This window comes from Mycobacterium sp. E2497 (assembly GCF_001668695.1).
Classification (GTDB): Bacteria; Actinomycetota; Actinomycetes; order Mycobacteriales; family Mycobacteriaceae; genus Mycobacterium.
On record NZ_LZKD01000176.1, the window covers coordinates 21,884 to 34,514 of the forward strand.

At 69.6% G+C, this 12,631-nt stretch carries 13 protein-coding genes; 6 read left to right on the top strand and 7 right to left on the bottom strand.

The genetic code is table 11. From position 1 onward, the window contains the following. Positions 1 to 2: 2 nt before the first annotated feature. Genes A5713_RS15960 through nuoN form a run of 5 tightly spaced genes read left to right on the top strand, consistent with a single transcriptional unit; the run spans position 3 to position 6,209 of the window. Entirely contained in the window at positions 3 to 791 is a 789-nt protein-coding gene (locus A5713_RS15960) for an NADH-quinone oxidoreductase subunit J (RefSeq protein ID WP_067920080.1), read from the top strand. Then, the gene (nuoK, locus tag A5713_RS15965; protein WP_007168303.1) at positions 788 to 1,087 is read left to right on the top strand and encodes an NADH-quinone oxidoreductase subunit NuoK; all 300 of its coding nucleotides are present in this window, start codon (positions 788 to 790) and stop codon (positions 1,085 to 1,087) included. The genes A5713_RS15960 and nuoK overlap by 4 nt, the downstream gene beginning before the upstream one ends. Before the next feature lie 21 nt (positions 1,088 to 1,108). Next, the gene (gene nuoL / locus A5713_RS15970; RefSeq protein ID WP_068096932.1) at positions 1,109 to 2,995 is read left to right on the top strand and encodes an NADH-quinone oxidoreductase subunit L; all 1,887 of its coding nucleotides are present in this window, start codon (positions 1,109 to 1,111) and stop codon (positions 2,993 to 2,995) included. Next, positions 2,992 to 4,623, top strand: a complete 1,632-nt coding sequence (locus tag A5713_RS15975; protein WP_197516384.1) for an NADH-quinone oxidoreductase subunit M — start codon at positions 2,992 to 2,994, stop codon at positions 4,621 to 4,623. The genes nuoL and A5713_RS15975 overlap by 4 nt, the downstream gene beginning before the upstream one ends. Further along, positions 4,620 to 6,209, top strand: coding sequence for an NADH-quinone oxidoreductase subunit NuoN (gene nuoN / locus A5713_RS15980; RefSeq protein ID WP_068096938.1), 1,590 nt, complete (start codon positions 4,620 to 4,622; stop codon positions 6,207 to 6,209). Before A5713_RS15975 ends, nuoN begins: the two co-directional genes overlap by 4 nt. 2 nt (positions 6,210 to 6,211) lie before the next feature. Here the strand turns inward: nuoN and A5713_RS15985 are convergent, their stop codons facing one another. From A5713_RS15985 to A5713_RS16005, 5 genes are read right to left on the bottom strand one after another with little or no spacing between them, the layout of a single operon-like run. After that, entirely contained in the window at positions 6,212 to 6,676 is a 465-nt protein-coding gene (locus tag A5713_RS15985; RefSeq protein WP_197516385.1) for a hypothetical protein, read from the bottom strand. Further along, the gene (locus A5713_RS15990) at positions 6,669 to 7,934 is read right to left on the bottom strand and encodes a DUF58 domain-containing protein (RefSeq protein WP_068096944.1); all 1,266 of its coding nucleotides are present in this window, start codon (positions 7,932 to 7,934) and stop codon (positions 6,669 to 6,671) included. Before A5713_RS15990 ends, A5713_RS15985 begins: the two co-directional genes overlap by 8 nt. 7 nt (positions 7,935 to 7,941) lie before the next feature. Then, the gene (locus A5713_RS15995) at positions 7,942 to 8,916 is read right to left on the bottom strand and encodes a MoxR family ATPase (RefSeq protein WP_068062272.1); all 975 of its coding nucleotides are present in this window, start codon (positions 8,914 to 8,916) and stop codon (positions 7,942 to 7,944) included. Then, positions 8,913 to 9,395, bottom strand: coding sequence for a hypothetical protein (locus tag A5713_RS16000; protein WP_068096948.1), 483 nt, complete (start codon positions 9,393 to 9,395; stop codon positions 8,913 to 8,915). Before A5713_RS16000 ends, A5713_RS15995 begins: the two co-directional genes overlap by 4 nt. Beyond that, positions 9,392 to 10,333 carry a DUF4129 domain-containing protein gene (locus A5713_RS16005; RefSeq protein ID WP_068096951.1) on the bottom strand — a complete coding sequence of 314 codons (942 nt, stop codon included), beginning with the start codon at positions 10,331 to 10,333 and terminating at the stop codon, positions 9,392 to 9,394. The genes A5713_RS16000 and A5713_RS16005 overlap by 4 nt, the downstream gene beginning before the upstream one ends. Before the next feature lie 194 nt (positions 10,334 to 10,527). Between A5713_RS16005 and A5713_RS16010 the strand changes: the two genes are divergently transcribed. Then, entirely contained in the window at positions 10,528 to 11,133 is a 606-nt protein-coding gene (locus A5713_RS16010; RefSeq protein ID WP_068096954.1) for a class I SAM-dependent methyltransferase, read from the top strand. On the opposite strand, the gene A5713_RS16015 is transcribed toward A5713_RS16010, so the two are convergent. Together A5713_RS16015 and A5713_RS16020 are read right to left on the bottom strand one after the other, a co-directional pair. After that, the gene (locus A5713_RS16015) at positions 11,130 to 12,020 is read right to left on the bottom strand and encodes an SDR family NAD(P)-dependent oxidoreductase (protein ID WP_068096957.1); all 891 of its coding nucleotides are present in this window, start codon (positions 12,018 to 12,020) and stop codon (positions 11,130 to 11,132) included. The genes A5713_RS16010 and A5713_RS16015 overlap by 4 nt on opposite strands. After that, on the bottom strand, positions 12,017 to 12,619 hold the full coding sequence (locus A5713_RS16020; protein WP_068096961.1) for a TetR/AcrR family transcriptional regulator: 603 nt from the start codon (positions 12,617 to 12,619) through the stop codon (positions 12,017 to 12,019). The genes A5713_RS16015 and A5713_RS16020 overlap by 4 nt, the downstream gene beginning before the upstream one ends. Positions 12,620 to 12,631 lie beyond the last annotated feature (12 nt).

A 12,631-nucleotide genomic window follows, 5' to 3' on the forward strand; every position in this document is an offset into this window, starting at 1 on the left:
TCCTGGCGGCAAACCTGGCTTCCGACACCATCGTCCGCACCTCCACCGGCGAAGCGGTGGCGTTCTGGGTGCTGGGCGCGCTGGCGCTGATCGGAGCGATCGGGGTGGTGCTGGCGGTCAACGCCGTGTACTCGGCCATGTTCCTGGCGATGACGATGATCATCCTCGCGGTGTTCTACATGATCCAGGACGCGCTGTTTCTGGGTGTCGTCCAAGTCGTGGTCTACACCGGCGCGGTGATGATGCTGTTCTTGTTCGTGTTGATGCTGATCGGCGTGGACTCCGCGGAATCCCTGAAGGAGACGCTGCACGGGCAGCGCATCGCCGCGGTGCTCGCCGGTGTCGGATTCGGCGTCCTGCTGATCGCCGCCATCGGCACCGGCGCGACCGGCGGCTTCGCGGGACTGACCACCGCCAACGCCAACGGCAACGTCGAAGGCCTTGCGGCGCTGATCTTCTCCCGCTACGTCTGGGCGTTCGAACTCACCAGCGCCCTGCTGATCACCGCGGCCATCGGGGCGATGGTGCTGGCGCACCGCGAGCGCTTCGAACGCCGCAAGACGCAACGGGAGCTCGCGCAGGAGCGGTTCCAGCCGGGCGGACACCCGACCCCGATGCCCAGCCCCGGTGTGTACGCGCGCCACAACGCCGTCGACGTGGCCGCGCTGCTGCCGGACGGCTCGTATTCGGACCTTTCGGTGCCGGCGATCCTGCGCAGCCGCGGCGCCGACGGCAAACAGACCCCCTCCCGCCAGGCGAGCCCGAGTCTGTCACAAGGCGGTGCGTCATGAATCCGGCCAATTACCTTTACCTTTCGGCCCTGCTGTTCACCATCGGGGCGTCCGGTGTGCTGCTGCGGCGCAACGCCATCGTGATGTTCATGTGCGTCGAGCTGATGTTGAACGCGGTCAACCTGGCATTCGTCACGTTCGCGCGGATGCACGGGCACCTGGACGGGCAGATGATCGCGTTCTTCACGATGGTGGTGGCCGCGTGCGAGGTCGTCGTCGGCCTGGCGATCATCATGACGATTTTCCGTGCTCGCAAATCCGCCTCGGTCGACGACGCGAACCTACTCAAAGGCTGACATCGCCAATATGGGGCCAACATGACTCACTACACCTGGCTGCTGGTGGCCCTGCCGCTGGCGGGTGCCGCGATACTGCTGTTCGGCGGGCGACGCACCGATGCGTGGGGCCACTGGCTGGGTTGCGCCACCGCCCTCGCGACGTTCGGCGTGGGCCTGAGCCTGCTGAACGAGCTGCTCGGCCGCACCGCGGACGACCGGGTCATCCACCAGACGGTGTTCACCTGGATCCCCGTCGGCCAACTGCAGGTGGACCTCGGCCTGCAGATCGACCAGCTGTCGGTGTGTTTCGTGCTGCTGATCTCCGGGGTCGGGTCGCTGATCCACATCTATTCGGTCGCGTACATGGCCGAAGACCCGGACCGCCGAAGGTTTTTCGGCTACCTCAACCTGTTTCTGGCCTCGATGCTGCTGCTGGTGGTCGCCGACAACTACGTGGTGCTCTACGTCGGCTGGGAAGGCGTCGGCCTGGCGTCCTACCTGCTGATCGGGTTCTGGTACCACAAGCCCACGGCGGCCACGGCGGCCAAGAAGGCGTTCGTGATGAACCGCGTCGGGGACGCGGGACTGGCCCTGGGAATGTTCCTGATGTTCAGCACCTTCGGGACGCTCTCCTATGCCGGGGTGTTCGCCGGAGCGCCCGCCGCCGGCCGGGGCGCGCTGACGGCCATGGGGCTGCTGCTGTTGCTGGGCGCGTGCGCCAAGTCCGCGCAGGTGCCGCTGCAGGCCTGGTTGGGTGACGCCATGGAGGGCCCCACCCCGGTGTCCGCGCTGATCCACGCCGCCACCATGGTGACCGCCGGCGTGTACCTCATCGTGCGGTCCAACCCGCTGTACAACCTGGCCCCCGACGCGCAGACCGCCGTGGTCGTCGTCGGTGCCGTCACGTTGCTGCTCGGCGCGTTCATCGGCTGCGCCAAGGACGACATCAAGCGCGCGCTGGCGGCGTCGACGATGAGCCAGATCGGTTACATGGTGCTGGCCGCCGGGCTGGGCCCGGCCGGCTACGCGTTCGCGATCATGCATCTGCTCACCCACGGCTTCTTCAAGGCCGGGCTGTTCCTCGGCTCCGGCGCGGTGATCCACGCGATGCACGAGGAACAGGACATGCGCCGCTACGGCGGCCTGCGCGCCGCGCTCCCGATCACCTTCGCCACCTTCGGCCTGGGGTATCTCGCCATCATCGGCGTGCCGCCGTTCGCGGGCTTCTTCTCCAAGGACGCCATCATCGAGGCCGCGCTGGGCGCGGGCGGCGTCCGCGGCTACGTGCTGGGCGGGGCCGCGCTGCTGGGCGCGGGTGTCACCGCGTTCTACATGACGCGCGTGATGCTGATGACCTTTTTCGGCCGGAAGCGTTGGGCGCCTGGTGCGCATCCCCACGAGGCGCCCAGCCTGATGACCTGGCCGATGATCCTGCTCGCCTTCGGCTCGGTGTTCTCCGGTGGGCTGCTGGCGTGGGGCGGCACCCTGCAGCGCTGGCTCGAGCCGGTGGTCGGGAAACACGAAGAGGTGACGCATGCGTTCCCCGCCTGGGTGAGCACCGCCCTGGCGCTGGGCGTCGTCGCCATCGGGATCGCGGTCGCCTACCGGCTGTACGCCACCGCGGAGATCCCGAGGGTGGCCCCGCTTTCGGTGTCACCGGTCACGACGGCCGCCCGCAGGGACTTCTACGGCGACGCCTTCAACGAGGAGGTGTTCATGCGCCCCGGTGCCGAGCTGACCCAAGCGCTCGTCGACGTCGACAACGCGGGCGTGGACGGCTCGGTCAACGCGCTGGCCGCGCTGGTGAGCCGCACTTCGAATCGCTTGCGGGGGCTGCAAACCGGCTTCGCCCGCAACTACGCATTGTCGATGCTGACGGGCGCGGTCCTGGTGGTCGCGCTGATCCTGGCGGTGAAACTGTGGTGAATGGCATTCCCTGGCTGAGCATCCTGTGGCTGGTGCCGCTGGCGGGCTCGGTGCTCGTGATCCTGCTGCCGCCCGGGCTGCGCGGGCTCGCCAAGTGGACGGGCCTGGTCTTCGGCGTCGCGACGCTGGCGATCGCGGTCGTCGTCACCGTTGGCTTCAAGACCGGCGGCAGCACTTACCAGTTCGTCGAAAGCCATTCCTGGATACCGGCCTTCGGCGCCACCTACTCCCTCGGCGTGGACGGCATCGCGGTGGTCCTGGTGCTGCTGACCGCCGTGCTGATCCCGGTGCTGCAGGTGGCCGGCTGGAACGACGGTGGCGAAGAACGCAACCACGAAAATGGTGACGACCCGCTTCGCCCGGCTTCGCCGACCTTGCGATCGTCACGCAGTGTGCACGCCTACGTCGCGCTGACGCTGGCGATCGAGTCGATGGTGCTGGTCTCGGTGGTGGCGCTGGACGTGCTGCTGTTCTACGTGTTCTTCGAGGCCATGCTCATCCCGATGTACTTTCTGATCGGCGGCTTCGGCGGCGGGACGGGCAGGTCACGCGCCGCGGTGAAGTTCTTGCTGTACAACCTGTTCGGCGGGCTGATCATGCTGGCCGCGGTGATCGGGCTCTACGTCGTCACCGCGCAGCACGGTTCGGGCACGTTCGACTTCCGCGAGATCGTCGCCGGCGTCGCCTCCGGTCGCTACGGCGCCGACTCCGCGGTGTTCAAGGCGCTGTTCTTGGGCTTCATGTTCGCGTTCGCGATCAAGGCGCCGCTGTGGCCGTTCCACCGCTGGCTGCCCGACGCCGCGGTGGAGGCCACCCCGGCGACCGCGGTGCTGATGATGGCGGTGATGGACAAGGTCGGCACCTTCGGCATGCTGCGCTACTGCCTGCAGCTCTTCCCCGGCGCCTCAACGTATTTCCGCCCCCTGATCGTCGTGCTGGCCGTCATCGGCGTCATCTACGGGGCGGTCGTGGCGATCGGGCAGACCGACATCATGCGGCTGATCGCCTACACCTCCATCTCGCACTTCGGCTTCATCATCCTGGGCATCTTCGTGATGACGACCCAGGGCCAGAGCGGGTCGACGCTGTACATGCTCAACCACGGCCTGTCCACGGCGGCGGTGTTCCTGATCGCGGGATTCCTGATATCCCGGCACGGCAGCCGGGCGATCGCCGATTACGGCGGCGTGCAGAAGGTGGCGCCCGTCCTGGCGGGGACGTTCCTGGTCTCGGCCATGGCCACCCTGTCGCTGCCCGGCCTGGCGCCGTTCATCAGCGAATTCCTGGTCCTGCTGGGCACTTTCAACCGTTACTGGCTGGCCGCCGCGTTCGGTGTCACCGCGCTGGTGCTGTCCGCCATCTACATGCTGTGGCTCTACCAGCGCGTGATGACCGGACCGGTGGCCACCGGCAACGAGAAGATCGGTGACCTGCGAGCCCGCGAATTGCTGGTGGTCGCACCGTTGATCGCACTGTTGCTCGTTCTCGGCGTCTACCCCAAGCCGGTGCTGGACATCATCAACCCCGCCGTCGAGAACACCATGACCACCATCGGTCAGCACGATCCCGCGCCGAGCGTGCCGGCAGTCAACCGCGTACCCCGGACAGCCGAAGGACCGCGCCAATGACCCTTCCCACCCCCAGCATCGAGTACTTCCTGCTCTGCCCGACGCTCATCGTCTTCGGCGTCGCGGTCGTCGGCGTCCTCGCGGAAGCGTTCCTGCCCAGGCGAATTCGCTACGTCGCCCAGGTGACGCTCGCCCTGGCCGGCCTCGTCGCGGCATTCGTGGCGACCGTGGAGGTGGCCGAGTCGCTGCCGGCCTCCGGCCAGGCGGCCGTGCTGGGGGCGATGGCCATCGACCGGCCGACTCTGTACCTGCAGGGCACCGTGCTGCTGGTCGCGGTGCTGGCCGTCATCTTCATGGCCGAACGCACGCAGACCAAGGCCCAGAGCAAGGTCGCCGCGGGGGTCGGCGCCGCCGGATCGGCCGGCCTGGACTCCTTCACCCCGCAGGCGTCCGCCGTGCCCGGCAGCGACGCCGAGCGTGACGCCGAACGGGCCGGGGCCGCGCAGACGGAGCTGTTCCCCCTGGCCATGCTGTCGGTCGGCGGCATGATGGTCTTCCCCGCCTCCAACGACCTGCTGACGATGTTCGTTGCGCTCGAGGTTCTTTCGCTGCCGCTGTACCTGATGTGCGGCCTGGCCCGGCATCGGCGGCTGCTGTCGCAGGAAGCGGCGATGAAGTACTTCCTGCTGGGCGCGTTCTCCTCGGCGTTCTTCCTGTACGGCGTGGCGCTGCTGTACGGCGCGACCGGCACGCTGCTGCTGACCGGCATCCGCGACGCGCTGGCGGCGCACGGAGACACGTCGATGGCGCTGGTCGGCGTGGCCCTGCTGTCGGTCGGCCTGCTGTTCAAAGTGGGTGCGGTCCCGTTCCATTCGTGGATCCCGGACGTCTACCAGGGCGCCCCCACCCCGATCACCGGGTTCATGGCCGCGGCCACCAAGGTCGCAGCCTTCGGCGCGCTGCTGCGGGTGGTCTATGTCGCGCTGCCGCCGCTGCACGATCAATGGCGGCCGGTGCTGTGGACGATCTCGATTCTGACCATGGCGGTGGGCACCATCACCGCGGTGAACCAGACCGACGTCAAGCGCATGCTGGCGTACTCGTCGGTCGCCCACGTCGGGTTCATCCTCACCGGCGTCATCGCCGACAACCAGGCGGGGCTGTCGTCCACGCTGTTCTACCTGCTCGCCTACAGCTTCAGCACCGTCGGCGCGTTCGCCATCGTGAGCCTGATTCGCGATGCTGACGGCGTCGAGGACGCCACGCTGTCCCATTGGGCGGGGCTCGGGCAGCGCTCACCCATTGTGGGCGTGATGTTTTCGATGTTCCTGCTGGCCTTCGCCGGCATCCCGCTGACGAGCGGTTTCGTCAGCAAGCTCGCGGTTTTCAAGGCCGCGGCGCAGGGCGGCGCGGCGCCCCTGGTGATCATCGGTGTGGTCGCGAGCGGGATCGCCGCCTACTTCTACGTGCGGGTGATCGTGTCGATGTTCTTCACCGAGGCGACCGACGACACCCCCCACGTGGTTGAGCCCGGCATTCTGAGCAAGGCCGCGATCGCGGTGTGCGCCTTGGTCACAGTGCTTCTGGGCATTTTCCCGCAGCCGCTGCTCGACCTGGCCGACCACGCCGCCCAGCTGCTGCACTGACATCAGCTCAGGAACGGGCGCACGGCCAGCACGTAGGCGGCCAGCGCCACCAGCGGCGCGACCAACGGCAACCACGGCAACTGCAGCGGGGAGGACGCCGCGACCCACCCCGCGACGGTGAATCCGACGGCGCCGACGACGGTCGGCACGCTCCCCAGCACCGCCCCGGCCCCGGCGCCGGCCGCGTGCCGGCAGACCAGGTACCCGGCGGCGCACAGCCCGGAGAGCGCGACGAACACGGGCGACGGTTCGGACAGCACGATGGTGAGCACCGACAGCAGCACGGCAAGCGTCGCCGCGGGGCGAAACACCGTTCCCGCCACCACCGCACCCAGCGCCGCCGCCCAGCCGGCCACCGCGGGTTCGTGCGAGCCGTCGGCGGCCAGGCCCACCATCAGCAGCCCGAACACGACGGAGAACACCGGGGCCCAGAGCCGCGGCAGTGCCGTCCCGCGGTCGCTAGCCACGCAGCCGCCCCCGCACCCGCCGGCGGCGGTCCGGTAGCACACCCATGGACTGCTCCAGCCCGCTGTCCCCTTGCCACGACACGATGTCGACGCCGACGGTGGCCATGTCGCGATACATGGCGGAGCGCTGCAGCGACCACATCCGGTCCACCAGGGGATCCTGGTGGGCCTCGAACGGCGAGCTGTCGAGGACGTCGACGGCGATGACGAGGTGGCCGCGCCTGCGCAGATCGATCAACGCGAGCGCGAACTCGGTGTCGAGCAGCGTGGAGAACGCGATGACGATCGCACCCGCGGGCATCGCCGCCCGCGGCGCCAAAGTCCCCGTCGTGCCCTCGAATCGGTCGCCGGCAGCGAGCACCGTGTCGAGCACGCGATAGAACTGGCGCTGCCCGATGTCGGCGCCCAGCCAGCGCGGGTGGTTGCCGCCAAGGGCGACGATCCCGGCGCGGTCGCCGTGCCGCAACGCGGTCTGCACGACCTGCGCGGCACCGCGGACGACGCGCTCGGTGGCCTCGGTTGCCGGACCGGCCGGTTGCCGATACGTGTCGATCAGCACCACCACGTCGGCGGCGCGGTCGGTGAGGCGCTGCGTGACGTGCAACTGGCCGCGCCGCGCGCTCACCGGCCAATTCACCGCGCGCAGTTGGTCTCCGGGCACGTAGGCACGAATGTCGGCGTACTCGACGCCGGGGCCGACATGCCGGGTCAGGTGCGCGCCCAGCCGGTCGAGCAGCTCGGTCTGCGGGATGGGCGTCGACTGCGGGGGCGTCAGGGGAAACACGATGACCTCGGCGGCGTCCACGGTGGCCGTCCCCGACAGCAACCCACCGCGCGCGAGCGCGTCCACCCGGGCCCGGATGAAGTACCGGCCCCACCGCTGCGCCGTGGCCACAACCGTCTTGGCGTGCGTCGAAGCCGGGTCCAGGATTTCGAGCTGCATCCCCTCGACGGCCGGAACCGTGACCTCGACCGCCGAAAACCCGGTCGCCCCGCCCTCTTCCGTCATCCAGAGGCGCAGCCGCGCGCGGTCGTTCTCGAAGCACCGCTGCGCATCGGGATCGCCGTGTACGCGAATGGTCGGCACGGGGCGTTGCCAGCTGACCGAGCAGAGCACGCCGAGCAGGGGCGCAGCGAAGGCGATCAACTGCCATCGCGCGGTGATCACCGCGACGGCCAGCACCAAGCCCGCGCAGGTCGCGACGGCCCGCGTCAAGTTCGATGCGCGCCAGCGGAATTCGGCCTCACGTCCGGTCACACCGCTGTCATCCGCTCCCGTGGCCCTCGCCGGTTCGGGGCACCGGCAGGCGGCGCAGCAGCTCCCCGACGACGTCGGCGCCTTGGATCTTGCGCACCCACATCTCCGGGCGCAGGGTGATCCGGTGCGCGACGGCCGGCACGGCGAGCGCCTTGACGTCTTCGGGGATCACATAGTCCCGGCCGAGCAACAGCGCACGGGCGCGGGCCAGTTGCACCAGGTCGAGTTCGGCGCGGGGGCTGGCGCCGACGGCGACCTGCGGATGGTGCCTCGTGGCGTTGGCCAGCGAAACGACGTAGTGCAAAACGTCTTCGTGCACGGTCACCTGCTCGACCGATTCGCGCATCGCGAGCAGGTCGTGCGCATCCACGACCTGGTTGACGGCCGGCTCGACCGACCCGCGCTCGAGGCGCCGGCGCAGCATCGCCGTCTCGTCGCGCTCGGAGAGGTAGCGCAGCTCCAGGCGGATCGCGAACCGGTCGAGCTGCGCCTCCGGCAGCGGGTAGGTGCCCTCGTACTCGATCGGATTGTCGGTCGCCAGCACGATGAAAGGCTTTGGCAACTGGTGCGTTTCGCCGTCGATGCTCACCTGACCCTCGGCCATCGCCTCGAGCAGCGCCGCCTGCGTCTTGGGCGGCGTGCGGTTGATCTCGTCGGCCATCAGCAGGTTGGTGAAGATGGGCCCGGGCCGGAAGGCGAAACGCCCCGACTGCATGTCGTAGATCGTGGAGCCGAGCAGGTCCGCGGGCAGCAGGTCGGGCGTGAACTGCACGCGGGTGAACTGCAGGCCCAGCGCGGCGGCGAACGATCTGGCGATGAGCGTCTTACCCAGGCCGGGCAGGTCCTCGATCAGGACGTGGCCGCGCGCGAGCACCGCGATGAGGATGAGGGTGAGCGCGGAACGCTTGCCCACCACCACGCGCTCGATCTCGTCGAGCACCGCCTCGCAGTGCGCAGTGGTTGTTGCCGCCGGCAGTGTCATACCTGTTCCAACTTTCGCAGAATCTCCTCCAGCGCCGCGCGGCCGGGACCGGGCCGCCGGTCACCGGTGCGCGCGACGTTGTTCGGATTGACCCATTCCCACAGTTCCGTCCCGAACAGCATCTGGCCGCTCGCCTGATACGCCACCGGGTCTTTGGATCGCCGTTGGCCGGTCGTCATCTCGTATCGACGCGCAAGCATGGGGCGCAGGTGCCGGTCCCAGTCCACCCGGGTGGACTCCGACCACCGGATCGTCGTCTCGGTGGTGGACAGCCAGCGGCGCAATGAATCCCCGAGATCGTCGGGTTCGGCGTCCGCCTCGGGATGCATTCCGCGCCCGAGCACGCGACGGACGGTGAGCAGCACCAGGGCCAGTGCGCCGCCGGAGGCGGCCAGCACCACCCGACGATCGGGTAGCAGCAGTGCGAGCAGCTCGATGCCGACGATGAAGCAGACGCCCAGGGCCAGAGTCTTTTTCATGCGGCGCTCCGTGAGCCCAGCTCGTCGAGCACCAGCTGCAGAACGCGCACCGCCATGTCGCGGTGAGCCTCGGTCATCACGTGCGGGCTGAACCGCGCCTCGGCGAACAGGTTCACCAACTGCACGGCGTTGTCGGCGTGCAGCGCGCGGTGTTCGACGGCGCGGGCCAACACCTCGGTCGGGGTGTCGAAGTCCTGCGGGACGGCGCCGGGCACGTTGGCCAGCTCGCGTTCCATCGCCGCGTAGCAGGCGATGATCGCCTCGCGAGGTTCACGGCTGGGGTCGGCCATCTCGGCCAGGCCACGTTCGGCCGCGCGCGCCAACGATTCCGAACGTGACGGTGGCGCCGGGGATTCGGCGTGATCGTCCGCGGCGGCCCCGGCGCCGGTCGCCACCGCCCGCCACCGCCGCCGCGACGCGACGACCGTCCCGGTGACGATGACCAACAGCATCGGCACGGTCGCCGCGAGCAGGATGCCGAACATATCGCCGTTTCGCGGATGGGGCTGTGCCGGCCGGGCGTTCGCACTCTCCGACGACGGCGCACCGCTCGCCGGCGGGGGCGGCGCCCGGCCGACGTCGTGGGAGGCCAACAGGTGGGACGCCGTCCACACGATCAGCAGCCACGCCACGATGACCGCCAGCCCGATCAGCAGCACCCGCCAGCTCGGCCGGCCTCTGCCGGTGCCGAGCATCTCCGACAGCTGACCGGCCTGGGGCGCCGCTGCCCGCGGGTCGCGCAGCCGCGCGATGACCGCGATCGTCACCAGGGCGAGCGTGACCCCGAGGGCTGCCACCACGAAAATCAGCGCCGCCCGGCTGCCGGTTGGCTCCCCACGTGCGGCGGGATGCGGGGAAGGCAGATAGCCGCGCAGGGCGGCGGAGAGGACAAGCAGCAGCACGACCAGGGCGACGGCTCGCCCCGTGGGCTTGTCCATACCGGGCATCGGCATACCACCCGACCGGTTGTTGCGGCACTGCTTTGCCTCATCCTGGCACGTCAGGCGGGAAGTTATCCACAGTCGGCGGTTCATCCACCGCGACTTCGCGTCGCGGTCGCCGATCGGCTGGAGACCCGGGACCCCGCGTTGAAATCCTCGCCAAGCGGCCCGCCCGGTGAGACACTCAGCGCGTGCCACCGCATCGGGACGTCGCCGCGTACGACGACCGCGCCCCCCGCTACGACCAGGGCTTTCGCGGTCGGCTGCACCACGAAATCGCCGAGCGCACCGCGCAGCTGGCCGTGGCGACCGTCACCGCCCCCGAGTATGTGCTCGACGTCGGATGCGGCACCGGCTACCTGTTGGGGCTGCTGGCCCGCCGCTACCCGGGGGCCAAACATCTGTGCGGGATCGACCCGGCCCCCCAGATGGTCTCCATCGCAACCGGTCTTGCCCGCGACCCGCGATTGAGCTTCACCCGCGGCGTGGCCGAGGAGCTCAACTACGCCGACCGCGCCTTCGACCTGGTCGTCAGCACCACGTCATTCGATCACTGGTCCGATCAGCTGGTGGGTCTGCTGGAGTGCGCCCGGGTGCTGCGGCCGGGTGGAAGCCTGGTGCTCGTCGACCGGTTCTCGCTGTGGCTGGTGCCGACGCTGGCCATCACCCGCCGCGGCAAGGCCCGCACCCGGCGGCGCGCCGAGCGCCTGCTGCTGCAGGCGGGATTCCGGTCGCCGAAATGGCAACGGCTGCATGCCGGGACCATCAACGCGGTCACGGCGACGAGACCGGCTTAGTCGGGCTCGAACGGCCGGAAAGAGCCGTCGAGCACCTGCAGATGACCGATCGTGCGTCCGGTGACCTTCGCGGGATCGACCACCGTCAATTCCACTGCGGCCCGGGCGAATTCGTCCGCCTCGGCGGTATCGTCGAACTCCCGGGCGTAGTAGGCCAGCCCGGGGGTGAGGATCGGTTTCGACGGCGACAGGGCATTCACCGCGATGTGGTGATCGGCGAGATCGAATGCCGCGCACTGGGTCAGATGCTCGAGCGCCGCCTTGGATCCGCCGTAGCCGGGTAGCACGCCGCCGCTGCGGTCCGGGTACGGCCCGTTTCCGGGCAGCCTCGATGCCACCGAGCTGATGTTGACGATCGACCCGCGGCCCGCCTGGATCATGTCGGGGCAGACCAGCTGCATCAGCTCGTAGGCGGCAAAGACGGCGATGTCGAAATGCCGGCGATACGCCGTCAGCGGGACGCTGAGGAATCCCGGCCAGCCCGGCTTGGCGGCACCGCTTGCCGGCTTGGCGGCGCCTCCCGGCTTGGCGGACTGGGCGCGAGGTTCGCCGCCGGGAGGGCGGGGCCGGCCGGGCGCGGTGAAGGCCGCGTTGTTCACCAGAATCGTGATGGGCCCCAGGGCTTCTCGCGCCGCGCCCACCAACCGGGCGACGTCCTCGCGTTCGGTCAGGTCGGCCCGGATCGCCACAGCCCGTCCGCCCGCGGCCTCGATGGCGGCGACCGTCTCGCCGATGGTTCCGGGCAACCGCTCGTCCCACACCTGCTCTGTGCGTCCCGCGACCGCGACGGCGGCGCCTTCCGCGGCGAGGGCCAGCGCGATCGCCCGGCCCAGTCCGCGGCTTGCGCCGGTGACGATCGCGGCCCGTCCGGCCAGCCGCGCCGTCACCGCGTCACCCCGTGCACCACGATGGCGGCGGTCTGCTCCACCCACGCATCGTCGAGCGCGTCCTCCGGGCGCAGCAGCATGCGCAGCATCGTGGCTCCCCCGATCAACTCGATCAACCGGTCCGGATCCACATCGGGATGCGCCTCACCCCGGTCGACGGCGTCACTGAGCCGCACCCGCACCGTCGCGAACAGGTCCGCGAACCGGGACATCACCCGGGCGTTGAGGGCGGGGTCGGCGGTCATGTCGGCCACCAGGCCCGGCAGGGCGGCGCGGACGACCGGCGTGGTGAAGACGTCGCGGGTGGCCCCGATCATCATGCGGATGTCGGCCGCGAAGTCCCCGGCGGGCGCCTGCAGCGCGGTGGGCGCCACCGGGAAGGCCGCCTCGTGTACCAGTTCGGCCTTGCTGGACCACCGGCGGTAGAGCGCCGATTTGGTGGTTCCGGCGCGCTCGGCGACCGCCGCCAGGCTGAGGTTGGAATAGCCCATTTGGACAAGCAGTTCCGCGGTGGCCGATAGGATGGCCGAGTCGATACGCGGGTCCCGCGGGCGGCCGGCGCCGGGGGCCTTGTCAATGGCGGACGGGTCTGCTTTCATAACGCTACCTAC

What these genes read in the sequence shown, in the direction of transcription:
- nuoL (WP_068096932.1), top strand. Translation starts at nt 1,109, where the DNA reads ATGACTCACTACACCTGGCTGCTGGTGGCCCTGCCGCTGGCGGGTGCC.
- A5713_RS16000 (WP_068096948.1), bottom strand. Translation starts at nt 9,395, where the DNA reads ATGAAAAAGACTCTGGCCCTGGGCGTCTGCTTCATCGTCGGCATCGAG.
- A5713_RS16005 (WP_068096951.1), bottom strand. Translation starts at nt 10,333, where the DNA reads ATGGACAAGCCCACGGGGCGAGCCGTCGCCCTGGTCGTGCTGCTGCTT.
- A5713_RS15995 (WP_068062272.1), bottom strand. Translation starts at nt 8,916, where the DNA reads ATGACACTGCCGGCGGCAACAACCACTGCGCACTGCGAGGCGGTGCTC.
- nuoK (WP_007168303.1), top strand. Translation starts at nt 788, where the DNA reads ATGAATCCGGCCAATTACCTTTACCTTTCGGCCCTGCTGTTCACCATC.
- A5713_RS16020 (WP_068096961.1), bottom strand. Translation starts at nt 12,619, where the DNA reads ATGAAAGCAGACCCGTCCGCCATTGACAAGGCCCCCGGCGCCGGCCGC.
- nuoN (WP_068096938.1), top strand. Translation starts at nt 4,620, where the DNA reads ATGACCCTTCCCACCCCCAGCATCGAGTACTTCCTGCTCTGCCCGACG.